General features: G+C 45.1%; 26 protein-coding genes and 1 riboswitch. Of the genes, 13 read left to right on the forward strand and 13 right to left on the reverse strand.

What is annotated here, in order from left to right; all coding sequences use genetic code 11:
* The first annotated feature begins 3 nt into the window (after window positions 1–3).
* On the forward strand, window positions 4–1,113 hold the full coding sequence (gene menC / locus M1E03_RS05475) for an o-succinylbenzoate synthase (protein ID WP_020452691.1): 1,110 nt from the start codon (window positions 4–6) through the stop codon (window positions 1,111–1,113).
* A 161-nt stretch (window positions 1,114–1,274) separates the two neighbouring features.
* On the opposite strand, the gene M1E03_RS05480 is transcribed toward menC, so the two are convergent.
* Genes M1E03_RS05480 through M1E03_RS05495 form a run of 4 tightly spaced genes read right to left on the reverse strand, consistent with a single transcriptional unit; the run spans window position 1,275 to window position 4,105 of the window.
* Window positions 1,275–1,466, reverse strand: a complete 192-nt coding sequence (locus M1E03_RS05480) for a hypothetical protein (protein WP_020452690.1) — start codon at window positions 1,464–1,466, stop codon at window positions 1,275–1,277.
* Window positions 1,467–1,492: 26 nt separating this feature from the next.
* Window positions 1,493–1,654, reverse strand: coding sequence for a DUF1540 domain-containing protein (locus M1E03_RS05485; protein ID WP_075212789.1), 162 nt, complete (start codon window positions 1,652–1,654; stop codon window positions 1,493–1,495).
* 44 nt (window positions 1,655–1,698) lie between these two features.
* Window positions 1,699–2,742: a cytochrome d ubiquinol oxidase subunit II gene (locus M1E03_RS05490; protein WP_025810962.1), complete on the reverse strand. Its 1,044-nt coding sequence runs from the start codon at window positions 2,740–2,742 to the stop codon at window positions 1,699–1,701.
* A gap of 37 nt (window positions 2,743–2,779) precedes the next feature.
* Window positions 2,780–4,105 (reverse strand): cytochrome ubiquinol oxidase subunit I, encoded by a 1,326-nt coding sequence (locus M1E03_RS05495; RefSeq protein ID WP_023855818.1) that lies wholly within the window; start codon window positions 4,103–4,105, stop codon window positions 2,780–2,782.
* 192 nt (window positions 4,106–4,297) lie between these two features.
* Between M1E03_RS05495 and M1E03_RS05500 the strand changes: the two genes are divergently transcribed.
* Window positions 4,298–4,543, forward strand: coding sequence for a type B 50S ribosomal protein L31 (locus M1E03_RS05500; protein ID WP_003184624.1), 246 nt, complete (start codon window positions 4,298–4,300; stop codon window positions 4,541–4,543).
* An 82-nt stretch (window positions 4,544–4,625) separates the two neighbouring features.
* Here M1E03_RS05500 and M1E03_RS05505 read toward each other — a convergent pair whose 3' ends face one another.
* Together M1E03_RS05505 and M1E03_RS05510 are read right to left on the reverse strand one after the other, a co-directional pair.
* The gene (locus M1E03_RS05505) at window positions 4,626–5,657 is read right to left on the reverse strand and encodes a metal ABC transporter substrate-binding protein (protein WP_103750254.1); all 1,032 of its coding nucleotides are present in this window, start codon (window positions 5,655–5,657) and stop codon (window positions 4,626–4,628) included.
* Window positions 5,658–5,755: 98 nt separating this feature from the next.
* Window positions 5,756–6,937 (reverse strand): GTP-binding protein, encoded by a 1,182-nt coding sequence (locus tag M1E03_RS05510; RefSeq protein ID WP_103750253.1) that lies wholly within the window; start codon window positions 6,935–6,937, stop codon window positions 5,756–5,758.
* A 125-nt stretch (window positions 6,938–7,062) separates the two neighbouring features.
* On the opposite strand from M1E03_RS05510, the gene M1E03_RS05515 reads away from it, so the two are divergent.
* Complete coding sequence (locus tag M1E03_RS05515) at window positions 7,063–7,632, forward strand: beta-class carbonic anhydrase (RefSeq protein WP_020452684.1); 570 nt, start codon at window positions 7,063–7,065, stop codon at window positions 7,630–7,632.
* Here M1E03_RS05515 and yidD read toward each other — a convergent pair.
* Window positions 7,629–7,856, reverse strand: coding sequence for a membrane protein insertion efficiency factor YidD (yidD, locus tag M1E03_RS05520; protein ID WP_020452683.1), 228 nt, complete (start codon window positions 7,854–7,856; stop codon window positions 7,629–7,631). The two genes, M1E03_RS05515 and yidD, sit on opposite strands and share 4 nt — an antisense overlap.
* A gap of 137 nt (window positions 7,857–7,993) precedes the next feature.
* On the opposite strand from yidD, the gene M1E03_RS05525 reads away from it, so the two are divergent.
* Entirely contained in the window at window positions 7,994–8,467 is a 474-nt protein-coding gene (locus tag M1E03_RS05525) for an S-ribosylhomocysteine lyase (RefSeq protein ID WP_020452682.1), read from the forward strand.
* A 132-nt stretch (window positions 8,468–8,599) separates the two neighbouring features.
* Entirely contained in the window at window positions 8,600–9,043 is a 444-nt protein-coding gene (locus M1E03_RS05530) for a FixH family protein (protein WP_026579028.1), read from the forward strand.
* On the opposite strand, the gene ytzI is transcribed toward M1E03_RS05530, so the two are convergent.
* Complete coding sequence (gene ytzI, locus M1E03_RS05535) at window positions 9,037–9,180, reverse strand: YtzI protein (protein WP_075212786.1); 144 nt, start codon at window positions 9,178–9,180, stop codon at window positions 9,037–9,039. The two genes, M1E03_RS05530 and ytzI, sit on opposite strands and share 7 nt — an antisense overlap.
* Before the next feature lie 133 nt (window positions 9,181–9,313).
* On the opposite strand from ytzI, the gene M1E03_RS05540 reads away from it, so the two are divergent.
* From M1E03_RS05540 to ytkD, 4 genes are all read left to right on the forward strand, one after another.
* Entirely contained in the window at window positions 9,314–9,751 is a 438-nt protein-coding gene (locus M1E03_RS05540; protein ID WP_026579029.1) for a Dps family protein, read from the forward strand.
* A gap of 149 nt (window positions 9,752–9,900) precedes the next feature.
* On the forward strand, window positions 9,901–10,305 hold the full coding sequence (locus tag M1E03_RS05545; protein ID WP_020452679.1) for a phage holin family protein: 405 nt from the start codon (window positions 9,901–9,903) through the stop codon (window positions 10,303–10,305).
* A 47-nt stretch (window positions 10,306–10,352) separates the two neighbouring features.
* On the forward strand, window positions 10,353–10,676 hold the full coding sequence (locus M1E03_RS05550) for a hypothetical protein (protein WP_020452678.1): 324 nt from the start codon (window positions 10,353–10,355) through the stop codon (window positions 10,674–10,676).
* Between the two features lie 180 nt (window positions 10,677–10,856).
* On the forward strand, window positions 10,857–11,333 hold the full coding sequence (gene ytkD, locus M1E03_RS05555) for an RNA deprotection pyrophosphohydrolase (protein ID WP_039072935.1): 477 nt from the start codon (window positions 10,857–10,859) through the stop codon (window positions 11,331–11,333).
* A 30-nt stretch (window positions 11,334–11,363) separates the two neighbouring features.
* On the opposite strand, the gene M1E03_RS05560 is transcribed toward ytkD, so the two are convergent.
* Genes M1E03_RS05560 through M1E03_RS05570 form a run of 3 tightly spaced genes read right to left on the reverse strand, consistent with a single transcriptional unit; the run spans window position 11,364 to window position 13,908 of the window.
* Window positions 11,364–12,188 (reverse strand): ABC transporter permease, encoded by an 825-nt coding sequence (locus M1E03_RS05560; protein WP_031304951.1) that lies wholly within the window; start codon window positions 12,186–12,188, stop codon window positions 11,364–11,366.
* Window positions 12,175–12,939 carry an ABC transporter ATP-binding protein gene (locus tag M1E03_RS05565; RefSeq protein ID WP_020452675.1) on the reverse strand — a complete coding sequence of 255 codons (765 nt, stop codon included), beginning with the start codon at window positions 12,937–12,939 and terminating at the stop codon, window positions 12,175–12,177. The genes M1E03_RS05560 and M1E03_RS05565 overlap by 14 nt, the downstream gene beginning before the upstream one ends.
* A 12-nt stretch (window positions 12,940–12,951) precedes the next feature.
* Window positions 12,952–13,908: an ABC transporter substrate-binding protein gene (locus M1E03_RS05570; protein WP_043054601.1), complete on the reverse strand. Its 957-nt coding sequence runs from the start codon at window positions 13,906–13,908 to the stop codon at window positions 12,952–12,954.
* A gap of 145 nt (window positions 13,909–14,053) precedes the next feature.
* Between M1E03_RS05570 and M1E03_RS05575 the strand changes: the two genes are divergently transcribed.
* Together M1E03_RS05575 and M1E03_RS05580 are read left to right on the forward strand one after the other, a co-directional pair.
* Complete coding sequence (locus M1E03_RS05575) at window positions 14,054–14,878, forward strand: alpha/beta hydrolase family protein (protein WP_458110714.1); 825 nt, start codon at window positions 14,054–14,056, stop codon at window positions 14,876–14,878.
* Window positions 14,879–15,121 carry a DUF2584 domain-containing protein gene (locus M1E03_RS05580; RefSeq protein WP_009329422.1) on the forward strand — a complete coding sequence of 81 codons (243 nt, stop codon included), beginning with the start codon at window positions 14,879–14,881 and terminating at the stop codon, window positions 15,119–15,121.
* Window positions 15,122–15,161: 40 nt separating this feature from the next.
* On the opposite strand, the gene M1E03_RS05585 is transcribed toward M1E03_RS05580, so the two are convergent.
* A complete protein-coding gene (locus M1E03_RS05585) occupies window positions 15,162–16,346 on the reverse strand; it encodes a dicarboxylate/amino acid:cation symporter (RefSeq protein WP_020452671.1) in 1,185 nt (394 codons plus the stop codon).
* 250 nt (window positions 16,347–16,596) lie between these two features.
* On the reverse strand, window positions 16,597–18,180 hold the full coding sequence (gene pckA / locus M1E03_RS05590; RefSeq protein ID WP_458110715.1) for a phosphoenolpyruvate carboxykinase (ATP): 1,584 nt from the start codon (window positions 18,178–18,180) through the stop codon (window positions 16,597–16,599).
* 194 nt (window positions 18,181–18,374) lie between these two features.
* A riboswitch (SAM riboswitch) is annotated at window positions 18,375–18,512 on the forward strand.
* A gap of 390 nt (window positions 18,513–18,902) precedes the next feature.
* On the opposite strand from pckA, the gene metK reads away from it, so the two are divergent.
* Complete coding sequence (metK, locus tag M1E03_RS05595) at window positions 18,903–20,105, forward strand: methionine adenosyltransferase (protein ID WP_003184586.1); 1,203 nt, start codon at window positions 18,903–18,905, stop codon at window positions 20,103–20,105.
* Window positions 20,106–20,249: 144 nt separating this feature from the next.
* Entirely contained in the window at window positions 20,250–22,148 is a 1,899-nt protein-coding gene (asnB, locus tag M1E03_RS05600) for an asparagine synthase (glutamine-hydrolyzing) (RefSeq protein ID WP_023855828.1), read from the forward strand.
* Window positions 22,149–22,161 lie beyond the last annotated feature (13 nt).

The following is a 22,161-nucleotide window of genomic DNA, read 5'->3' on the forward strand; positions in this document are numbered from 1 at the left end:
GCCATGATTCAAATCAAACAGCTGACATTGTACCATCTCAGCATGCGGCTGAAAAAGCCTTTTAAATCAAGCTTGGAAACCTTTCAGGATCGCAAGTTTATCATCATAGAAGCTGCTGACCGGGAAGGGGTGACAGGCTGGGGGGAAGTATCCGCTTTTTCATCTCCGTGGTACACAGAAGAAACAACGGAGACATGTTACCACATGCTAAAAGATTTTTTGATTCCGGCTGTGCTGCGCGAATCATTCACACACCCTTCAGAAGTGCCCGAGACGCTTCGCGGATTCAAAGGCAACAGAATGGCAAAGGCCGGCCTTGAAGCCGCCTTTTGGGACATTTACGCCAGGAAAAAAGGGATCTCTTTAAGAGAGGCGCTGGGCGGAGTAAAAACAGAAGTTCCTGCCGGGGTCGTCGTCGGTCTTGCTCCATTGGATGATATGCTTGAGGAAATTGAACAATATGTAAAAGAAGGTTATCAAAGAATAAAAATCAAAATTCAGCCGGGGCAGGATATAGAGCTTTTAAAGGAAATACGCCGGCATTTTCCGAAGGTGCCGCTGATGGCGGATGCCAACTCTTCTTATGAATTAAAAGACATCAGCCGGATTAAAGAGCTTGACGCATTTAAATTAATGATGATCGAACAGCCTTTGGCGGATGATGATATCGTAGACCACCGCCATCTGCAAAAACATATCAAAACATCAATTTGTCTTGACGAAAGCATCCGTTCTGCTGATGATGCGCGAAAGGCAATCGAGCTCGGCAGCTGCAAAATTATCAATATTAAGCCGTCCCGAGTCGGCGGTTTGACAGAAGCTCTGAAAATCCATGACATCTGCAAAGAACATCAAATGCCTGTCTGGTGCGGCGGCATGTTTGAAACCGGTATTTCAAGAGCACACAATCTTGCGCTGAGTTCTCTTCCGCAGTTTTTGATTCCCGGGGATCTTTCTTCATCCTCAAGGTATTGGGAAGAGGATATCGTAAAACCGGAAATCCGCATCGAAGGCGGTTATATTCAGGTTCCAAGCCGACCGGGAATGGGCTTTGAAGTGGATACTCATGTTTTAAGAAAGAATTCATCTAAAATAGATGTTTTCAAACAGTAAAGGCTGTTATAAACGCTGATTTCCAGATTTTCAAGCTTTGTTAAATGGACGGCCTCTCATGTATAGTAAAGCTGTACATTATTCCCTTCTCGTTTGGACCGGCTTTCAAGCCGGTTTTTTTAAAAATATGAAAAGAGCTGCCTTTATGACAGCCCTTTCCTTTAATCGCCCAAAAGCAAATCTTCGTGTACGATCTGTCCGATCAGCCGGTCCGCTTGATCCGGCAGCCCGTCCAGACATCCGTATTCATAATCCCATAAGTTCATGAAGGAGCAGGCGGCTTTTTGAAATGCGGTTTCGTCCGCCCCGTGGATTTCCTGATAAAAAGCCTGTAGCAGCGACTCTTTATTCATGACTGTCCCTCCTTCATTCATCCGCTTTAATGATGTTCAGGTTTAAATGTTTTACAATCCGTTTCTTTGCTATTAGAAGCTTTTTCACCTTCAGCATGGCTGACGACATAAATGGCGTCGGCTGTACACTTGTTTCCCTGGCCCCAATAGGTGCAGTTGCTGACTTCACACAGTATTTTTTGTTCCATATCATATTGGCCCCCTTTAAAAGTTGTACACATTTAGCTTAACCTTATTCATGCTGTTTGATGTACCTCTTGTCCTTCATGAACAATTTCCAGAAATAATAAAAGCCGGGGAATAAAATAATAAAACCGACGATATAGGAGATGAACAGCGCCCTGAATGTCTCCGGCGCGGTGAAGCCTGATTGAATCGTGACATCAGGATAGACCATGTAAGGAAGGTGCGCTCTCCCGTACACATAGCTCGCCGTAAAATACTGCAGTGTAATGGCGATGACGGCGAGGCGAGGCTTTCCCTGCCGGTCGCTGTTATGTCTGTTTGGCAGAAACAAAGCCGCAAATGCGACGAGAAACAGCAAAAACGATAAAATCAGCCACGGAAGCCCGTCCATCATTTTTGTATAAAGCCAGCGGGCTTCCGTCCTCATGGTCATCATGATGCTGAATGACATAAGCAAAGCGAGCGGGCCGGTGATTAAAGCGTTTCGGCGGTAGACCTGATACGCGTCTTTTTCTCCGGCTACATTTGAAAAATCAGCCAGCAGCAATGAAGACAGAAACAGCGTGCTGAAAATGGCAAAGCCCATAAAAGAATAGGCATGAGGGCTTAAAAACAAATTAATAAAATCCAATTGGTGGTTTCCGTCTACCTGATATACGAAGTTGCCGTGTGTCACGGGCAAGACAAGGATTAAAACAGCCGGAATGATAAAGCCGCTGATCCCTGAAACGTAAGTCAACGCCCTTTCATAATCTTTTGCAGCGTGCGAAAAGACCAAAAATCCGCTTCGAATCGCCAAAAGCAATAAAATAATGCTGCCGGGAAGCAAAAGCACCGTTCCCAGCACAAAAGTGCCGCCCGGGAAAAAGCTGAAAAGGGCCACGACGATTCCGACGATGAAAACATTGGTCACTTCCCAGGTCGGGGAAAGGTAGCGGTTTGCAATATTGGTTGCTTTCAGCTGTTTTTTGTTCATATAGATCATCGACCAAAATCCCGCTCCAAAATCCATTGACGCCATCACAGCGTAGATAAATATAAATCCCCAGACGATCGAAATAGCCAGCAGGGCATCTGTTGTTCCATCCAGTTGCATCATATGACTTCCCTTCTGTTTTTTTGTGCATTCAGCTGCTTTTTAAATCTTCTTCGACAGGGTGGCGTTTAAAGTAATATTGCAATACGAACACCACCGCTGCTCCTAAAATGATGTAGACGATAAAGAACAAAAGAAACAATATGCCGATCGAGCCGGAGGATGTCACTACTTCGGACGTTTTCTGCATATGGTAAATAACCCAAGGCTGCCTTCCGGTGCAAGCGAAAACCCAGCCCAATTCGATTGCAAGCAAAGCGAGCGGGCCGCCGGTTATAAACACGGCCAGCATCCAGCGGGGAAAGCGGTCTTTTTTCATGACTTTTCTCCAAATAAAACCGACAGCGGCATAAACAATTAAAAGGCTGCCGATAAAAACCATGCCGTTGAACAAAGTATGAATGAACAGAGGAGGCCACTCATCCCTTGGAAAGTCATTCAGTCCTTTTACAACGGTGTCAAAGCGGTTGTCGGCCAAAAAGCTTAAAGCCCAAGGAATCTCAATCGCCCATTTGACCGATTGCGTCTTTTCATCAGTAAATCCGCCGATCGCAAGTGGAGCGTGGGACTGAGTTTCAAAAAGCCCTTCTGCGCCCGCCAGTTTTTCAGGCTGGTAGCGGTGAAGAAGCTGTGCGGATTCGTGACCGCTCAGAGCCGTGACCAGAGAAAACGCTCCTCCGACAATCAGCCCGAGCAGCAGCGCTTTTCTATGAAGGGCGTAGACTTTTTCATCACCGCGGTTTCGGAGCATTTTGTAAGCGGCTATCGTCGCAATAATAAACGCGCCCGTCATAAAAGCGGAGACGACAACGTGTCCTGCTGTAGCCACAAAACTTTTGTTGAAGAACGCCGTCCACGGCTGAACATCTGTAATTTCGCCGTTTACGATTTTGAAGCCTTCAGGCGTTCCCTGGAAAGCGTGCACATTTGTAATTAAGATGGCTGATGCGGCTGCTCCGATAACGATAAAAATGACAGCTGTAATTCTCATAAGAGGAGTCAGCCGATCGGCTGCGTAAACATAAATGGACATAAATAAAGCCTCAATAAAAAAAGCGTAGATTTCAATTTGAAATGGGAGGGACATGACTTTCCCGATCACTTCCATGAATCCCGGCCAAAGCAAGGCGAGCTGCGTTCCGGCAATGGTTCCGGTCGGTATGGCGACCCCGAGCAACACGGCCTGTGCCTTCGTCCATCTTTTTGCCATAATGGCGTAGTGGGGATCTTTCGTTCTTTGATAGATCAGCTCGGCCAGCAAAATCATTAAAGGAATTCCGACACCGAGCGAGGCGAAAATAATATGGAACCCCATCGTTGTTCCGAAAAGGCTTCTTGCAAAAATCAAGTCATTCATCCGGAAAACCACCTTTCATTTACACCATTTTGCTTTTTATTGTTTACCGCCTTTTTTAGATTATTCTTCCTGTGAGCGGTTAAAATGGATAAGGTGATCAAAACATGGCAAATGAACATTCATTTTTGACACAAACATATGAAAGGTATATAATAAAACGTAATTATTACGTTTTGTTAGGAGGAATGGCATATGAAACCAAATATTCATCCGAAAACTTATCAAGTGATCTTTCAGGATGTAAACAGCGGGTACCGTTTTTTAAGCCGCTCAACTAAAACTTCCGATGAGACGGCCGAGTGGGAAGACGGCAAGACGTATCCCGTTATAAAAGTTGAAGTAAGCTCAGACACCCATCCGTTTTATACCGGAAGACAGAAATTCAACGAAAGAGGCGGAAGGGTCGAACAGTTCAAGAAAAGATTTAATATGGATTAAATGAAAAAGACCGGATGTTTCCGGTCTTTTTTCGTCCATATAAAAAAAACAAGCGCATGAGGTCTCATGCGCTTGATCTTTGTTATTTGTTTGATAAAGCTTTTTTCAAGACGGTCAGGTTTTCTTTCATGATGGTAGTATAATCTTTGCCGCTTTCAATGTCTTCTTTTGTTACAGATTCAAGGTTTTTCATCGTCAGACTTTCGGCTCCGATTTCTTTTTTGATGATCTCGGAGATTTTGCTGCTGACATTGCTTTCAAAAATGACGTATTTAATATTATGTTCTTTCGCTGTTTTAACAATGTTTTCAAGCTGCTTTTGTGAAGGTTCCTCAGTAGGCGAAAGGCCGAGAACGCTTATTTGTTTAATGCCGTAGCGTTTTTCCCAGTAGCCGTAGGCGGCATGTGAGACGAGAATTTCTTTTTTATCAGCTTTGTCAACGGTTTGTTTAAAGTCTTTGTCAAGCTGCTCCAAATCTTTTTTTAGAGACTCATAGTTTTTCGTAAACGTTTTTTCGTGTTCCGGATCTAATTTTACGAGTTGGTCTTTAATGTTTTCGGCCATTTTTTCAGCAAGGACAGGATCAAGCCATACGTGCGGGTCATGATCTCCATGGTCGTGATGATGATCATGGCCTTCGGCTTCTCCGTGTTCATGTTCTTCTTCGTGAGCATGCTCATCGTGGTCACCATGTTCTTCTTCATGTGCATGGTCATCGTGTTCGCCTTCTTCTTCACGTGACAGAAGGTCAATGCCCTCTCCGGCTTTGACAATTTTGACGTTGCTGTTTTTTAATGTGTTTACAGCTTTGTCTGCGAATCCTTCTACACCGACTCCAGAGTATATAAAGGCATCCGAGTCGGAAATTTCCGCCATCGTTTTTGAGCTTGGCTCGTAAGTGTGCGCTTCAACGTTTGGTGGGTAAACACTTTTGACGTTCACATATTCTCCGCCGACCTTTTTGGCGAAGTCTTCAAGCGGATAAATGGTTGTATAGATATCCAGCGTGTCTTTATTTTCTTTTTGTTCACCGGAAGTGCCATTGCTTGAACAACCGGCTGCTAATCCGGCAGCAAGAATGAATGCAGATGCTAATCCGAATGTTTTTTTCATGGTATTTCTCCTCTCAATGTAAAACTGTAATGGTTCCGATTTAATGGTCCTGTATCATTGTATCGTAATAATTACGATTTGAAAAGAGGAAATGATAGTTAAATATACTCAGGCAGTGAATCATGGAAGGCCGACCAGTCTGAATTCATTTCTTTATCTGTAAGAAGGGTCTGATCCAGGGAGCGGATCACGTCTTCCTGATTCATGTCAATGCCGATAAAAACGATTTCCGTTTTCCGGTCTCCGTATGTTTCATCCCAGTCCGTTTTTAAATGGGGATCCTCTTCAAACGCGAGCTTTTGTTCTTCCTCGGGAGACGCTGCAATCCAGGGGCCTGCGCTTTGGAACATCAGAGAAGAGCCTGCCTGGGACAGAAGGCCTGCTGTGTCATTTCGAGAAGCAAGCCAGAAGAAGCCTTTTGCTCTGATAATATGAGGCGGCCAGTTTTCAAGCCAGCGCTTCAGTCTTTCAGGATGGAAAGGCCTTTGTTTTTGATAGACGAAGGAAGAAATTCCGAATTCCTCTGTTTCAGGTGTGTGCTCTTCATTCAGTTCTTTGATCCACCCCGCTGATTGACTCGATTTTTCAAAATCGAACGATTTCGTATTCATGATGGCCGAAATCGGCACTTTTGCGAATGTCGAGGAAATGATTCTGCAGTCCGGATTCAGTTTTGTCAGAGACCAGAAAAGCTTTTCTTGCTCTTTTTTATTGAGTAAATCAGTTTTATTCAAAATGAGGACATCGGCAAATTCGATTTGCTCAATTAAAAGATCGGCCACTTCACGGCTGTCTGTTTCATCTGCCGCCTGTTTCCGTTCCAAAAGGCTTTCCCCCGAAGCGAAGTCCTCAAAAAAACGGCTGCCGTCGACGACGGTGACCATTGTATCAAGCCTGCAATATTTGCTTAAATCAATATCCAGCTCCTCATCTTTGTAAGTAAAGGTTTGGGCCACGGGAATCGGCTCGCTGATACCGGAAGATTCGATGAGAATATAATCGATTCCGCCGTTCTCCGCCAGCTTTTGGACTTCGATGAGCAGATCGTCTCTCAGCGTACAGCAAATGCAGCCGTTCTGCATTTCGACAAGCTTTTCATCCGTGCGGATAAGATCCCCTTTTTTCACGAGGGAGCCGTCGATATTAATTTCACTCATGTCATTGACGATCACGGCGATTTTCATGCCGTGCGCTTCATGCAGGACATGCTGCAGCAGCGTCGTTTTCCCGGACCCGAGATAGCCGCTTAAAACAGTGACAGGAATCAGGTTTTGCGTCATGTTTTCACTTCCTTTAAAACGTAATTATTTCGATTTGCACAATGGAAATCTTACTTGACTTATGAAAAAAATACAAGAAATATGTTATATTTAGATATAAAAAGCGTTTAGAAAGGAAATGAGCCATGAAACTTTTGGAGAACATTCTACAGTTCAATCAACAGTTTGTTGAGCGGCAGGACTATCAAAAATACCAAACAAGCAAGTTTCCCGATAAGAGAATGGTGATTCTGTCTTGCATGGACACAAGGCTTGTCGAGCTGCTTCCTCATGCCATGAATATGCGGAACGGGGACGTGAAGATCGTTAAGAGCGCGGGTGCACTCGTGGCTCATCCTTTCGGGAGTATTATGCGGAGCATTCTCGTTGCGGTATACGAACTGAACGCTGATGAAGTATGCGTGATCGGCCACCATGACTGCGGAATGAGCAAGCTGAGCTGCGACAGCTTTTTGGATAAAGTCGTTAAGCGAGGCATTCCAAAAGAACGGATTGAGACGCTTGAGTACTCCGGCGTCGATTTTGAACAATGGCTGAAAAGCTTTGATTCTGTAGAGGACAGCGTCAGGGATAGTGTAAGCGTGATTCGAAACCATCCGCTGATGCCGGAGGAAGTACCTGTTCACGGACTTGTCATCAATCCGGAAACAGGCAGACTGGATCTTATTGTCAACGGATATCCGGAAGAACGTTAATCCTTTTGCTTTTTTTCCGGAACGGGATCTATCCCGCCGGGATGGAACGGATGGCATTTCAGAATCCGCTTAATGGTGAGCCACCCGCCTTTACATGCGCCGTGCTTTTCGATCGCTTCACGGCCGTAATTGGAGCATGTCGGATAAAAACGGCATGTCGGCGGAAGAGCCGGTGATATCCATTTTTGATAAAAGCGGATGAGCAGCAGGAATAAGGTTTTCATGTTTTTCGCACCTTTTTTGTTTTGACCTTATTATAATATAAGCAAAAAACTCATAAAAAGGAAAAGCATTGACCTGAAAACTTATCGGTAAAGTATGATATAATACAAAAAGACCGATTAGAGGGGAGAGAGGAACCATGCCTTCAGTTGAAAGTTTTGAACTTGACCATAATGCAGTAAAAGCGCCTTACGTCAGACACTGCGGCGTCCATAAAGTGGGATCGGACGGCGTCGTCAACAAGTTTGACATCCGTTTTTGCCAGCCGAATAAACAGGCGATGAAACCTGATACAATTCATACTTTGGAGCATCTTCTTGCATTTACGATCCGCACGTATGCGGAAAAATATGACCACTTTGATATTATCGACATTTCGCCGATGGGCTGCCAAACAGGCTATTACCTGGTGGTGAGCGGTGAACCGAAAGTGGAAGAAATCGTTGATTTGCTTGAGGATACGTTCAAAGAAGCCGTTGAAGTGACTGAAATTCCGGCGGCTAACGAAAAACAGTGCGGCCAGGCAAAGCTTCACGATCTAGAGGGCGCAAAGCGCATGATGCGTTTTTGGCTTTCGCAAAATAAAGAAGATCTGCTCAAAGTGTTTGGATAAAACGTTTGAAAAAAAACCGGCTCAGAAAAGAGCCGGTTTTCATTTTTTGTTCACAAAGAAAATAATGCCATATATCCCTGAACTTTGCTACACTTTATATTGTAATACATATCATAGAAAAAGGGTGATAGGATGCGTTTGGGAAAATGGTTTATTCTCTTATGTTTAGCTGTCGGTCTTTCAGCCTGCAGCCAGGGGGACAAGCAGGCGGCATCGGATGAGGAGCCCAAAGTGCTGACGGCAAAACTGGCGGCTCCAGAAGCGGCGGCCAAAAATGAAAAGGCTGTCATAAAAGCGACCGTGAGCTATGGGGACGAGCCTGTTGCAGATGCCGATGATGTGGAGTTTGAATGCTGGAAGGCCGGGAGCAAGGAAGATAGCGAGCTAATCAAAGCGAAGAATGAAGGAAAAGGCGTATACAGCATTGAAAAAGCGTTTCCTGAAGATGGCCATTACAAAGTTCAAGTCCATGTCACGGCGAAAAAACAGCATACAATGCCGGTTGCAGACATTAAGGTAGGGAAAGCAACGGATGTGACTGAAGAAGATGAAAAAGAAGAAGCCCACCATCACTGATGAGGCTGTTCTTTTTCCCGCGACGGAAGGGGATCGACTTCATGCTTGTAGTCATAAGCTTTTGATGTTGTGACAAGCGATACGGCCAGAACGGCGCCTGTAATCAGAATTCCTACAATAATCCAAAAGAGGATCATCACTTACCTCCGAATAGCTTTTTCCAACAGTTTACCATATCAGGCAAAGAAAATCATGATAAAGAGTAAAAGAAATGTTTCCTGCACAAGCTAAACGGGTAAATCAAAAGTAAACGAAAAGGAGGACGACCTTATGTCTGAAAAATTGAAAGCAACCGTCAACAAACAAGTCGCAAACTGGACCGTTCTATATGTAAAGCTACATAATTATCATTGGTATGTGAAAGGGAAAGATTTCTTTACGCTGCATGAAAAATTTGAGGAACTTTACACAGAAGCTGCAGAGCATATCGATGATTTGGCTGAACGCCTTTTGGCTATACAGGGCTCCCCGGTCGGAACGATGAAGGAATGCCTGGAAATATCCGCGATTAAAGAAGCGGACGGAAGCGAGTCTGCTGAACAAATGGTGCAAAATATTTATAATGACTTTTTAACGGTGGCTGAGGAGCTGAAAAGCGGAATGGAGCTTGCCGATGAAGTCAATGATGAAACGACGGGAGACATGCTGCTCGCGATTCATCAATCGATCGAAAAACACAACTGGATGCTGAAAGCCTACTTAGGGTAAGAATAGCTCGGGCAATGCCTGAGCTTTTTTTATTTTCGTTCTTTTTAAAGCCTTTTTTAGAAATTGTCAAACAATTCATCCAAGCCTTTCAAAGTCTTTTTTCATAGGATAAGCTATGAAAAGTCTTTTTTGAAAGGATGTTGAAGCATATGTTTAAGGACTTAAGCATCTTTTCGCTCTTTACAATCGGTTTATCAGCCATCGGATTTTTGTTTGGCCGAATCGAATATTTATTTATGATCTTAATAACGCTCATGGGAATTGAATTTGTCAGCAAAAGCTTGAACGAATGTGTGGAAGATCGCTTTACAATGAAGAGGCTGTTTACAAGGCTGGCGAAAAAATTGGTGACGCTCTTTCTTATATCCGTTGCCCACCTTTTTGATCAGATGCTGCAAACAGGCAGTTCGATCCGCGATTTTTCTATTATGTTTTATATTTTATATGAAGCGTTTCAAATCATAAGCACGGCTCATTCGTTAGGAATCCCCGTGCCGCAGATGTTATTGGATATTTTAAATACCATAAAGGAAAAACTCCGGGGAAAGCCGTAACATTTTAACACAACTGGTCATACTAACACGAAAAAGGATGATTGGCCTTGGAAAAAAGGACATACTATGTTTCGGTGCAAGATGGAATGATTTCACAGAGCTCAGACGCTTCCCCGTGGGAATTTCAAATTTCAGCGACAGATGATGACATCATTATATTAAGGGAATATTTTGATCAGCTGTATTCAGAAGACTGGATAAACTTTTTCAGAGCTCACGTGCCGGCAGTCGAATACCATTATGACAGTGCAAATGACAAAATGGACGAACTGCGCAAAGACATTTACTCGATGCTTTACCGTCTGGGCAATGAAGAAACCAAGTCGTTTATCAGTGAAAACGGCCTTGCCGAACTCAATTCAGCAGATTAAACGAAGCACCATCAAGCACGGAGTTACCCAGCCTTGCCGCCTTCTCACTCAGAAATGGACACTGAAGTTCCCGAGGGAACGATAAAATTACTGAGCTGAACTGGACAAAAACTCTACCGAAAGAACCAATATATGATATGATGAGTGGAAGAAGCAAGGAAACGGATAAGAGGGATTAGGATGTACGAATTTAAAGATTTTTACCGTAATACGGTTCAGCTTTCTTTTGAAAAGGAACCTTTTTCAAAAGAACCAAAGCATGTATGGGTGATCTGCCGTTACGAAGATCAATGGCTGTTGACAAATCATAAAGACAGGGGCCGTGAATTCCCAGGCGGCAAAGTCGAACGAAGCGAAAATGCTGAGGAAGCGGCTTTGCGGGAAGTAAAGGAAGAAACAGGCGCTGTCGTAAGAAAGCTGACCTATCTCGGACAATATAAAGTTCTTGGCAGAGAGAAAGTGATCGTCAAAAATATTTATTTTGCCGATATCGAAAAGATCGAAAAACAGCAGACATACTATGAGACAAATGGCCCTGTTTTGCTGAAGAGCCTCCCGAAAGATATCGCTAAAAACAGAAATTACAGTTTTATAATGAAAGATTCCGTCCTGACGATCAGTCTTGAAAAGCTGAAAAAGACCGGCATCATCAAATAAAAAGCCCTGCATTTGCAGGGTTTTTTCATGTTATACTCTGCCTTTCATCCACTTTCTTTCCAACAGCTCGACACCCTGATACATCAATGTTGCAAAGACGGCGATGATCAGGAGGCTCAGCATGACGAGGTTGAAATTAAAGACTTGAAAGCCGTAGATGATCATATAGCCGAGGCCTTGAGCCGACACTAAAAATTCTCCTACGATGACGCCGACCCAGCTTAAGCCGACATTGACCTTCAGTGTAGATATGATTGTCGGAATGGAAGCGGGCAGAATGACTTCTTTGAAAATCTCGCGTTTCGTTGCACCGAATGTTTTCATGACTTTTAAATAATTTTCATCGATTTCTTGAAAGGACGTGTAGACGACGATTGTCGTAATGATAACGCTGATGATGGCGCCCATTGCAATAATACTCGTCAAGCTGGGGCCGATCGCCACGATGAGAATGGGGCCTAGCGCCACTTTCGGCATCGCATTTAAGACGACAAGATACGGATCCAATATTTTGGAGAGCCTCGGGAACCACCATAGGAGGGCGGCCAGAAAAGTTCCAAGCAATGTTCCGGCCAGAAAGCCGAGGATGGTTTCAAATACGGTGACACCGATATGCCCCGGCAATGATCCGTCTCCCATCTTTTCGAGGAAAAGCGCCCAGACGGCTGAAGGAGAGCTGAAGATCAGCGGATCGATCCACGCCAGACGGCTTGCGGTTTCCCACAGTGAAAAGAAAACGATGAAAATCACGATTTGATAAAAGCGGACCCGCCTTTTTTCGGCTTGCTGCTCCTTTAAAAAATCCTCATGAAGGAAGTCAATTTTTGATTTCAGATGTTTGTTATTCAAGGTCATTGAGCTCCTTCCATATGTTCTGAAAGAGGGGCTGAAATTCCGGTTCCTGTCTCGCTTCAAACGGTGTCAGCTTCCTGATCGCTTCAGGAACGGCAAATGTTTTATGGATGGTGCCCGGCTGCTTTGAAAATAGCAATATCCGATCGCTCATCGCGATCGCTTCACCGATATCATGAGTCACGAGCACCGCTGTTTTTTGATACGTCTTTAACGTGTTGAACACCAAATCTTCGAGGTTTAGTTTTGTCTGATAGTCAAGGGCTGAAAAAGGTTCATCAAGCAGGAGGATATCGGGGTCGACAGCGAGTGTGCGGGCAAGCGCCGCCCTTTGTCTCATACCGCCTGAGAGCTCTTTTGGATACTTTTTTTCAACCTCGTAAAGCCCGAATTTTTTCAGCAGGCCGAGAGCGGTCTCCTTTGTTTCCGGTCCGAATTTTTTGGAAATATGCAAACCGATTAAGACGTTTTCCTCAATGGTTTTCCAGGGAAATAAATAATCCTGCTGGAGCATATAACCGATGTGCCGATCCTCTTCGTCAGGCGTGCGCCCTTCCACCAAGATGCGTCCTTCCGTGGGGGAAACGATGCCGGCGATGATCGATAAAAGTGTTGTTTTGCCGCATCCGCTTGGGCCGAGAAACGAAACAAATTCGCCCTTTTCGACTTCAATGCTGACGTTTTCCAGCGCTGCTGTTTTTTCCTTTAATGAAAAGTAAGTATGTGTGACATCCTGAACTTGCAAAAAAGACACTGCGGCCACCTCCTAGTGATTTTTTGTGACCTTTTCGGCGATCCTTGTATTGACCAGCTCTTGATGAGGGGTGCGCTTCGGCAGCTCGCCGGCTTCATCCATGATGGTTTGAAGCTGGTTCCATTCTTTTTCAGCCAAAACAGGCTCAAGGGCAAAAGACCGTTGTTGTTTATACCGTTCGATTGAAGATTCAATGATTGAAAGCTCGGTATCTTTAAAATAATCTTGAATGCTTTCGGCAGCTTCTTTTGCAGAGTGCGTCTCTACCCACTGCTGGGCTTTGTAAACCGCGCGGGTGAACTTTTCGACCGCTTCTTCGTTTTTTGTTAAGTAGCTTTGTTTAGCCATGAATGTCGTATATGGAATTCGGCCCGATTCTTTTCCGAAGGAGGCGACAATGCGGCCGATGCCTTCTCTTTCAAAAATGGAGGCCTGGGGTTCAAATAATTGAACATAATCGCCTGTACCAGATGCAAAGCTGTTTGCGATATTCGCGAAATCAATCGTTTGGATCAGGTCCACATCCTTTTTGGGATCAATGCCTTTCTGTTTCAGGACAAATTCGCCCGCCATCTGCGGCATTCCGCCTTTGCGCTGGCCAAGGAACGTTTTGTTTTTCAAATCATCCCAGCTGAAATGCCCCGCATCGTTCCTGGCGACGAGGAATGTTCCGTCCGTCTGGGTAAGCTGTGCAAAATTAATCACCGGATCGCTTGCGCCCTGGGCATTCACGTATATTGACGTTTCCGAGCCGACAAGCGCAATATCGGCACCGTTTGACAGAAGGGCAGTCATCGTTTTATCTCCACCCCATGTCGTTTTCAGTTCAACATCAAGGCCTTCTTCTTTAAACAAACCTTCAGACAAGGCGATATATAAAGGCGTATAGAAAACGGAACGGGTCACTTCCGCGAGACGGATCTTTTCGGGCTTTTGACCGCCGCATGACGCGAGGATAAACAGCATCATAATGAAGGATAATATGGTAAAAAAGAAACGCTTCAAACCGATTTCCCTCCTTTGATTTCGGTTATTTTCGGCATAAAATAGTTTATGTTATATACTAAACAGGTGTGAGGGGCAGCTGCGGATTAAAAAAGAGGTGACGTGACGAATGTGGTTAGAAAAAAGAAGGTTTCCATCGCCGAACAAAAAGGTGCGTCTGTTTTCCGTCACATACCTTTCACAAGGACTCAAGGTTAAGGGGCTCTTGGCGGAACCGGCCGCTCCCGGACATTATGACGGATTTTTGTATTTGCGCGGCGGAATTAAAAACGTCGGGATTGTCAGACCGGGCCGAATCGTCCAGTTCGCTTCACAGGGCTTTGTCGTTCTTGCTCCGTTTTACAGAGGCAATCAAGGAGGAGAAGGCGATGAAGACTTTGCGGGTGATGACCGGGAAGATGCTTTTGCCGCTTTTCGTCTTCTGCAGAAGCATGACCTGGTAAAAGATGGACGCGTACACATTTTTGGCTTTTCCCGCGGCGGGATCATGGGTATCTTAACGGCAATCGAAATGAAAGAAGCTGCAGCTTCGTTTGTGTCTTGGGGCGGTGTCAGCGATATGGTTATGACCTATCGCGAACGCAAAGATTTGCGGCGGATGATGAAGCGGGTCATCGGCGGGACGCCTGAAAAGGTTCCTGAAGCGTACGAATGGAGGACGCCTTTTGACGAGCTGGAGAAGATCGAAGCGCCCGTGCTTTTGATCCACGGAGCAAACGATGAAAATGTCTCCATCGAGCATGCGCGGCGTCTAGAACGCGAACTTCTGCAAAGAAACAAGTCTGTGGATACGTGGTATTTCAGTCGATATACCCACTATTTTCCTCCGCGGGAAAATAGGCGGATTGTAAGAGAATTGTCTCAATGGATGAAAAGCCGGCCTTGGACAAGTTATGGTAAACTAAAAGAAAAGAGAAAAGGAGGGGGACTTTAGGTGGGAATGCCAGTTGAATTTAATACAATGATTGTGACAAAAGGAAAAGAAACACGGGTTGAGGAAAATGTGTTTACACTTGAAAAAGAAGGTTATCGGGTTTACCCTCTTCATGTGCCGCTTGAAGTCAGAAAGACTAAGCGGGGCGACATTACCGGCACCGCGCAGGCGGAGCGCCTTGAATGGTCAGACGGACGGACTCATTTAACATACAGGCTCGTATCATTAAATTCGACGAATTAAAGAAAGCCAAGGCGCGGATAGCGTCCTTGGCTTTTCTGTATTATGCAGGCACATCTTCCTCTTTTCCGATTCCTTTTTTGGAAGTCAGCCTGTGAATCAGCATGGTGAGAGCGCCGTCTCCTGTCACGTTCGTTGCTGTACCCAAGCTGTCCTGAGCAAGGTAAAGTGCGATCATCAATGATACGCTGGTTTCATTAAAGCCGAGCATCGACTGCAGCAGTCCGGCCGCGGCCATAACGGCACCCCCCGGGGCACCGGGCGCTGCGACCATTGTGACGCCAAGCATTAAAATGAACGGCATCATGATCGAAAAAGTCGGTGTTTGACCGTTTAGAATCATTACGCCCATTGCACAGCTCGTCAGTGTAATCGTGCTACCTGACAAATGAATATTGGCCAGGAGCGGAACGGCGAAGTCAGCCACTTTTTGGCTTGCTCCCGTTTTTCTGACTTGTCTCAACGTGACGGGAATCGTTGCCGCTGACGATTGTGTGCCGAGCGCAGTGAAGTATGCCGGCGCCACGATTTTCAACAGCGACAGCGGATTTCTGCCGTTTGCAGCGCCCGCAACGGAGTACTGAATCAAAAGTATGACGAGGTGAAGCACGATAATCATCACGAAAACTTTAGCAAATACGGATAAGATTGTCTGCACCTGACCGCCGAACGTCATATTGGTGAAAATACCGAAAATATGAACAGGCAGTAACGGAATAATAATATATGATATCAGCTTTTCAACGATCGTTTGAAATTCATCGAATGCGTTTTTTAATGTTTTTCCGGGCAGATAAGCGATTCCGATTCCCATGATGAAAGCAAAAATCAGTGCGCTCATCACGCTCATAAACGGCGTCATTTCAATGGTGAAAAATCCTGCTTGCAAAACTTCTTCCGGATTTTTAAATTCCTGCAGCTGATGGCCGGAAATGATCGCGGGGAGAAGATTTGATCCGACAAGGTACGCCAGGAGGCCGGCAAAAATGGTTGACGTGTAGGCGATACCTGCTGTAATGCCAAGGATTTTTCCGGCGCCGCGGCCGATTTGTCCGATGCCGGGAATAATAAAAGCGATAATAATAAAAGGAATGACGAATTTAATGAAGTTTCCAAAAATATCATTGAAAGTAGCGGCTGTTTTGACAAACCAAAGCGGAGCAAAGCTTCCGACGATAACACCAAGAACAATTGCCGTCATAATTCTCGGCAGTAATCCAAATTTCATAGATGTGTCCTCCTGATATATACAAATGTTTTTATCATATTATCATATGAAAGATTTCTTTTGTTAAAAATAAAAAAAGTCTGTATTTTCAAATAATAACAGCCGCGAATTGGAAGCGTTTTATCACAGGCCGTGCTTGATTGTCGTTTTAATCATTGTCCAGAAAATGGCATCGGCCGCTGACAGGCGAAGCGGATTTTTAATAAACTGCAGCAGCGCAGAATACCTGCGCTGCTGCAAGCGGGTTGAGTTATACGAGCGGTCCTCCGGCTTTTTCAATGTTTTCGGTATTAGAGAATTTTTTGAAATTCTTTTTGAATGCATTCGCCAAGTGGATCGCTTTTTCCTCGTAATCGTTTTCATCTGTCCAAGTTTTAGCCGGGTCAAGCACTTGATCAGGCACACCCGGAACATGGACCGGTGAATGAAGTCCGAAAATGCGGTCAGTCTTCATTTCGGCGTTATCCAGTTCTCCTTCTATCGCAGCCTGAACCATCGCTCTCGTATAAGCGAGGCTCATTCTTTCCCCTGTTCCGTATCCGCCGCCGGTCCAGCCTGTATTGACGAGAAAGACGCTGACGCCGTGTTCATCGATTTTTCTTCCGAGCATTTCAGCGTACACATGTGCAGGGAGCGGAAGGAACGGGGAACCGAAGCAGGTCGAGAATGTGGCTTCAGGAGCGGTGATCCCGCGTTCGGTGCCGGCGAGCTTGCTTGTATATCCGCTCAGGAAATGATACATGGCTTGTTCTTTCGTTAACTTGCTGATCGGAGGAAGCACGCCGAAAGCATCTGCCGTCAGAAATACAATGGTCTGCGGGTGTGCTGCGATGCTCGGCTTGACGATGTTGTCAATCGCATCAATCGGGTAAGCCGCTCTCGTGTTTTCCGTATAGAATGCGTCGGAATAGTCCGGCTCCCCGGTTTTGCCGTCAACCACGACATTTTCAAGAACGGAACCGAAGCGGATCGCATTGTAAATCTGCGGTTCTTTTTCTTTGCTTAAGTTAATGCACTTGGCGTAGCAGCCTCCTTCAATGTTGAAAACGCCTGTGCTGGACCAGCCGTGTTCGTCGTCACCGATCAGCTTCCGTTTCGGATCGGCGGAAAGCGTCGTTTTTCCTGTGCCTGACAATCCGAAGAAGAGAGCTGTTCCGCCTTCCTCGCCAATGTTTGCCGAACAGTGCATCGGTAAAATGTTTTGTTCAGGAAGAAGATAATTCATAATAGAAAAAATCGATTTTTTCATCTCGCCGGCATATTCGGTGCCTCCGATTAAAATCGTACGCTTTTCAAACGACACGATGATAAATGTTTCAGATCTGGTCCCGTCAATGAGCGGATCGGCTTTGAAATGCGGAGCGGAAAGAATCGTAAACGGCTGTTCTTCAGGTTTTTTATCATGTTCTTCAGGTCTGATGAACAACTGTCTTGCAAACAGGTTGTGCCAGGCGAACTCGTTGACAACTGTAATCGGAAGCCGGTATTTTTCGTCTGCTCCTGCAAACCCTTCAAATACATACAATTCATCGCGTTCCTTTAAATAGCTGAGCACTTTTGTGTACAGCCGGTCAAAGGCGGATTCTGAAATCGGCTGGTTTACTGCGCCCCAATCGATTTTGTCCTTTGTGCTCGCTTCTTCCACAATGAATTTGTCTTTTGGCGAGCGGCCGGTGTATGTACCGGTTGTAGCCCGCACGGCTCCGGAAGATGTTAAGACTCCTTCTTTGCGTTCAAGGACTTTTTCAACCAAAAGGGGAACGGATAAGTTCAGCTGAACGTTTTCGCCCATTAATAACGTTTGTAAGTCAGTTGTTAAATCTACAGAATTCATAAAAAACCTTCCTTTGCGTGTTTTTTAATGTGTATAACATTAATGTAGAATTAGTATAACACATTTACTCTTATAGTCTATACCGTTTCTTCATTTTTCGTTCGGGTTTTTTCTCGAAAGACAAGTTTAAATTTATTGCGGCCGATATTGACATAACAAGCCATTTTAAGATAAGATATTTCATTGAGCGGATACTCTTATCCCGAGCTGGTGGAGGGACAGGCCCAATGAAACCCAGCAACCGGTTTCTCTTATTAATGGAAAAAAACAGTTTCTGAGACAACTACGGTGCTAACCTGATGCAAGGTGTTCAATACCTTGAGCGATAAGAGTGAAAGGCACGCAATACCAGACCCTTTCCTCAGCGAATAGGAAAAGGTTTTTTTATTGCATAAATTGAGATCCAAAAATTGCTAAAAAAACTGCCTTCAGGAGGAAGGTACTCGGCGTTTTTCACAGGACGTGAAAGGTTTTAGCCGAGTATCAAGCAGGAGGAAGGTACTGGGCGTTTTTCACAGGACGTGAAAGGTCTAGCCGGGCAGCCAGTCAGGAAAAATTCTATTAAGAGGAATTTTGACTTAGAATCTCGTCAAGAATAGCATATGGAAATTGTTTCAAAACGAGAGCGTATGAAGCCCGAGTATCGTCATATAATCAAGAGGGACGAGATCCGTATCATACTTAAGATCACGGCTGATCTTCATATACAGGAGGAAACATAAATGAGCAAAAACCGTCGGTTATTTACATCAGAGTCAGTTACGGAGGGACATCCGGACAAAATTTGCGACCAGATTTCGGATAGTATATTAGACGAAATTTTAAAGAAAGATCCGAATGCCCGCGTTGCCTGTGAAACATCTGTGACAACCGGATTGGTGCTGGTAAGCGGTGAAATCACGACGTCCACTTACGTCGATATTCCGAAAACAGTCCGCGAAACGATTAAAGAAATTGGCTACACACGTGCAAAATACGGTTTTGATGCCGAAACTTGCGCGGTCTTAACGTCTATAGATGAACAGTCGCCAGATATTGCAATGGGAGTCGACCAGGCGCTTGAAGCGCGTGAAGGAGCAATGAGCGACGCTGAAATTGAAGCGATCGGAGCCGGAGACCAAGGTTTAATGTTCGGTTTTGCCTGCAACGAAACAAAGGAACTTATGCCTCTGCCGATTTCGCTTGCTCATAAATTGTCTCGCCGTTTGACAGAAGTCCGCAAAGAGGAAATTCTGCCGTATCTTCGTCCGGACGGAAAGACACAGGTAACTGTTGAGTATGATGAGAACAACAAGCCGATTCGCATCGATACAATTGTCATTTCGACTCAGCATCACCCTGAGATTTCGCTTGAACAAATTCAGCGCAATCTGAAAGAGCATGTCATCAACCCGGTAGTGCCAAAAGAGCTGATCGATGAAAACACGAAGTACTTCATTAATCCTACGGGCCGTTTTGTTATCGGAGGACCGCAGGGGGATGCCGGTTTAACAGGACGCAAAATCATCGTTGACACCTATGGCGGATATGCCCGTCACGGCGGCGGAGCGTTTTCCGGTAAGGATGCGACAAAGGTTGATAGATCTGCAGCTTATGCTGCGAGATATGTAGCGAAAAATATCGTCGCCGCAGGCCTTGCTGATTCCTGTGAAGTGCAGCTTGCCTACGCGATCGGTGTCGCACAGCCGGTATCCATTTCAATCGATACATTCGGTACAGGCAAAGCCAGTGAAGAAACATTGATCGAAGTGGTTCGCAAAAACTTTGATCTAAGACCTGCCGGCATTATTAAAATGCTCGATCTTCGCCGTCCGATTTACAAACAAACGGCAGCTTACGGACATTTCGGCCGCCTCGACCTCGATCTGCCTTGGGAGCGCACAGACAAAGCAGATCAGCTGAAGAAAGATGCATTAGGAGAATAACAACCGCATAGCCGCTTTCATAAGCGGCTTTGTTTTTCGATGGCAAAAAGCGGGCGGATGTGAAACGTTTTTCTTTAAACACTTGTCTAATCAAGAAGCAGACTTTGATTTCTGCACGAAATTTAAAAAATCGGAGGCAATACTATGTGTGGATTTGTAGGGGTATTCAATCATCGCCCATCATCCGAGACAGCAGCCCAGGAAGAACTGATTAAACAAATGAATGAAATGATTGTACACCGCGGTCCGGACGATGATGGGTACTATCATGATGAGCATGTAGGCTTCGGATTTAGAAGGCTCAGCATCATCGATGTGGAAAACGGAGGACAGCCTCTGTCTTATGAAGATGATTCCTATTGGATTATTTTTAATGGAGAAATCTATAACTATATAGAACTGAAAGACGAACTTATTTCAAAAGGATACGAGTTCAAAACCGATTCAGATACGGAAGTTTTGCTTGCGACTTACCGCCACTACAAACAGGAAGCTGCTTCCAAGCTGCGCGGAATGTTTGCTTTTTTAATCTGGGATAAAAAAGAACAGCTCCTATACGGAGCGCGCGATCCGTTCGGCATTAAGCCGCTCTATTTTACGAAAACGGACGGCCATGTTTATTTTGCGTCAGAAAGAAAGAGCCTGATGGCTGTTGATGCCGATTTGGAATTGAATGAAAAAGCGCTTCAGCAGTATACGTCATTCCAATTTGTACCAGAGCCTGAGACGCTTGACAAAAAGGTGCAAAAAGTAGAACCGGGCCATCAGTTTACTGTCCGCCCGGGCGAGGATATTCAATTTAAAACATACTGGAAAGTTCAATTCAAGCCTGTTCAGACCGAAGAAGACAAGCTTGTTCAGGAAGTAAGAGACGCGATCTTTGATTCCGTAAAAGTCCATATGCGAAGCGATGTGCCTGTAGGTTCCTTCCTTTCCGGAGGCATCGACTCTTCTTTTATCGTGTCGGTGGCGAAGCAATTTCATCCCAACTTAAAAACGTTCTCTGTCGGCTTTGAACATGAAGGCTTCAGCGAAGTTGACGTTGCGAAAGAAACCGCTGATAGGGTCGGCGTGGAGAACTTCAGCGCGATCATTTCCCCTGAAGAATATATGAACGAGCTTCCAAAGATCGTCTGGCATCTGGATGATCCGTTGGCAGACCCTGCTGCAATTCCTTTGTATTTTGTCGCGAAGGAAGCGAAGAAGCAAGTTACGGTTGTTTTGTCCGGAGAAGGAGCAGATGAGCTGTTCGGCGGTTACAATATTTACCGGGAGCCGCTTTCATTAAAGCCGTTTGAACGAATTCCGTCCCCGCTGAAAAAGATGCTTCTGCACGTAGCTTCAGCGATGCCGGAAGGAATGAAAGGGAAAAGCTTTTTAATGAGGGGCTGTACACCTCTTGAAGAGAGATATATCGGCAACGCAAAGATTTTTGAAGAAGGCATGAAATCAAAACTTCTTCGCCAGTATGACAGCAACCTCTCTTACTGTGACGTGACAAAGCCATATTTTGAAGAAAGCAAGTCCTACAGCGAAATTAACAAAATGCAGTATGTCGATATCCACACATGGATGCGCGGTGACATTTTGCTGAAGGCCGACAAAATGACGATGGCCAATTCACTGGAACTCCGCGTTCCGTTTTTGGACAAAGTCGTATTTGAAGCGGCTTCCAAAATTCCGGAAGAGCTGAAAACGAAAAACGGCACGACAAAATATCTGCTTAGAAAAGCGGCGGAAGGCATCGTTCCAGATCATGTCTTAAACCGCAAAAAGCTAGGGTTCCCTGTGCCGATCCGCCACTGGCTGAAAAACGAAATGCATGACTGGGCCGTGAACATCATTAAAGAGAGCGAGACAGACGCATATATCCATAAAGATTACGTGCTTCAGCTTCTTGAAGACCACTGCGCCAACAAAGCGGATAACAGCCGCAAAATCTGGACGGTTCTCATCTTTATGATCTGGCACAGCATTTTCGTTGAAAAGCGCTTTGTACCGGAAGAACTGAACCATCAGCCAAAAGAAGTCATTATCGTTTAAGTCAAAAAAGAAG

Source organism: Bacillus sp. PK6-013 (assembly GCF_054161445.1).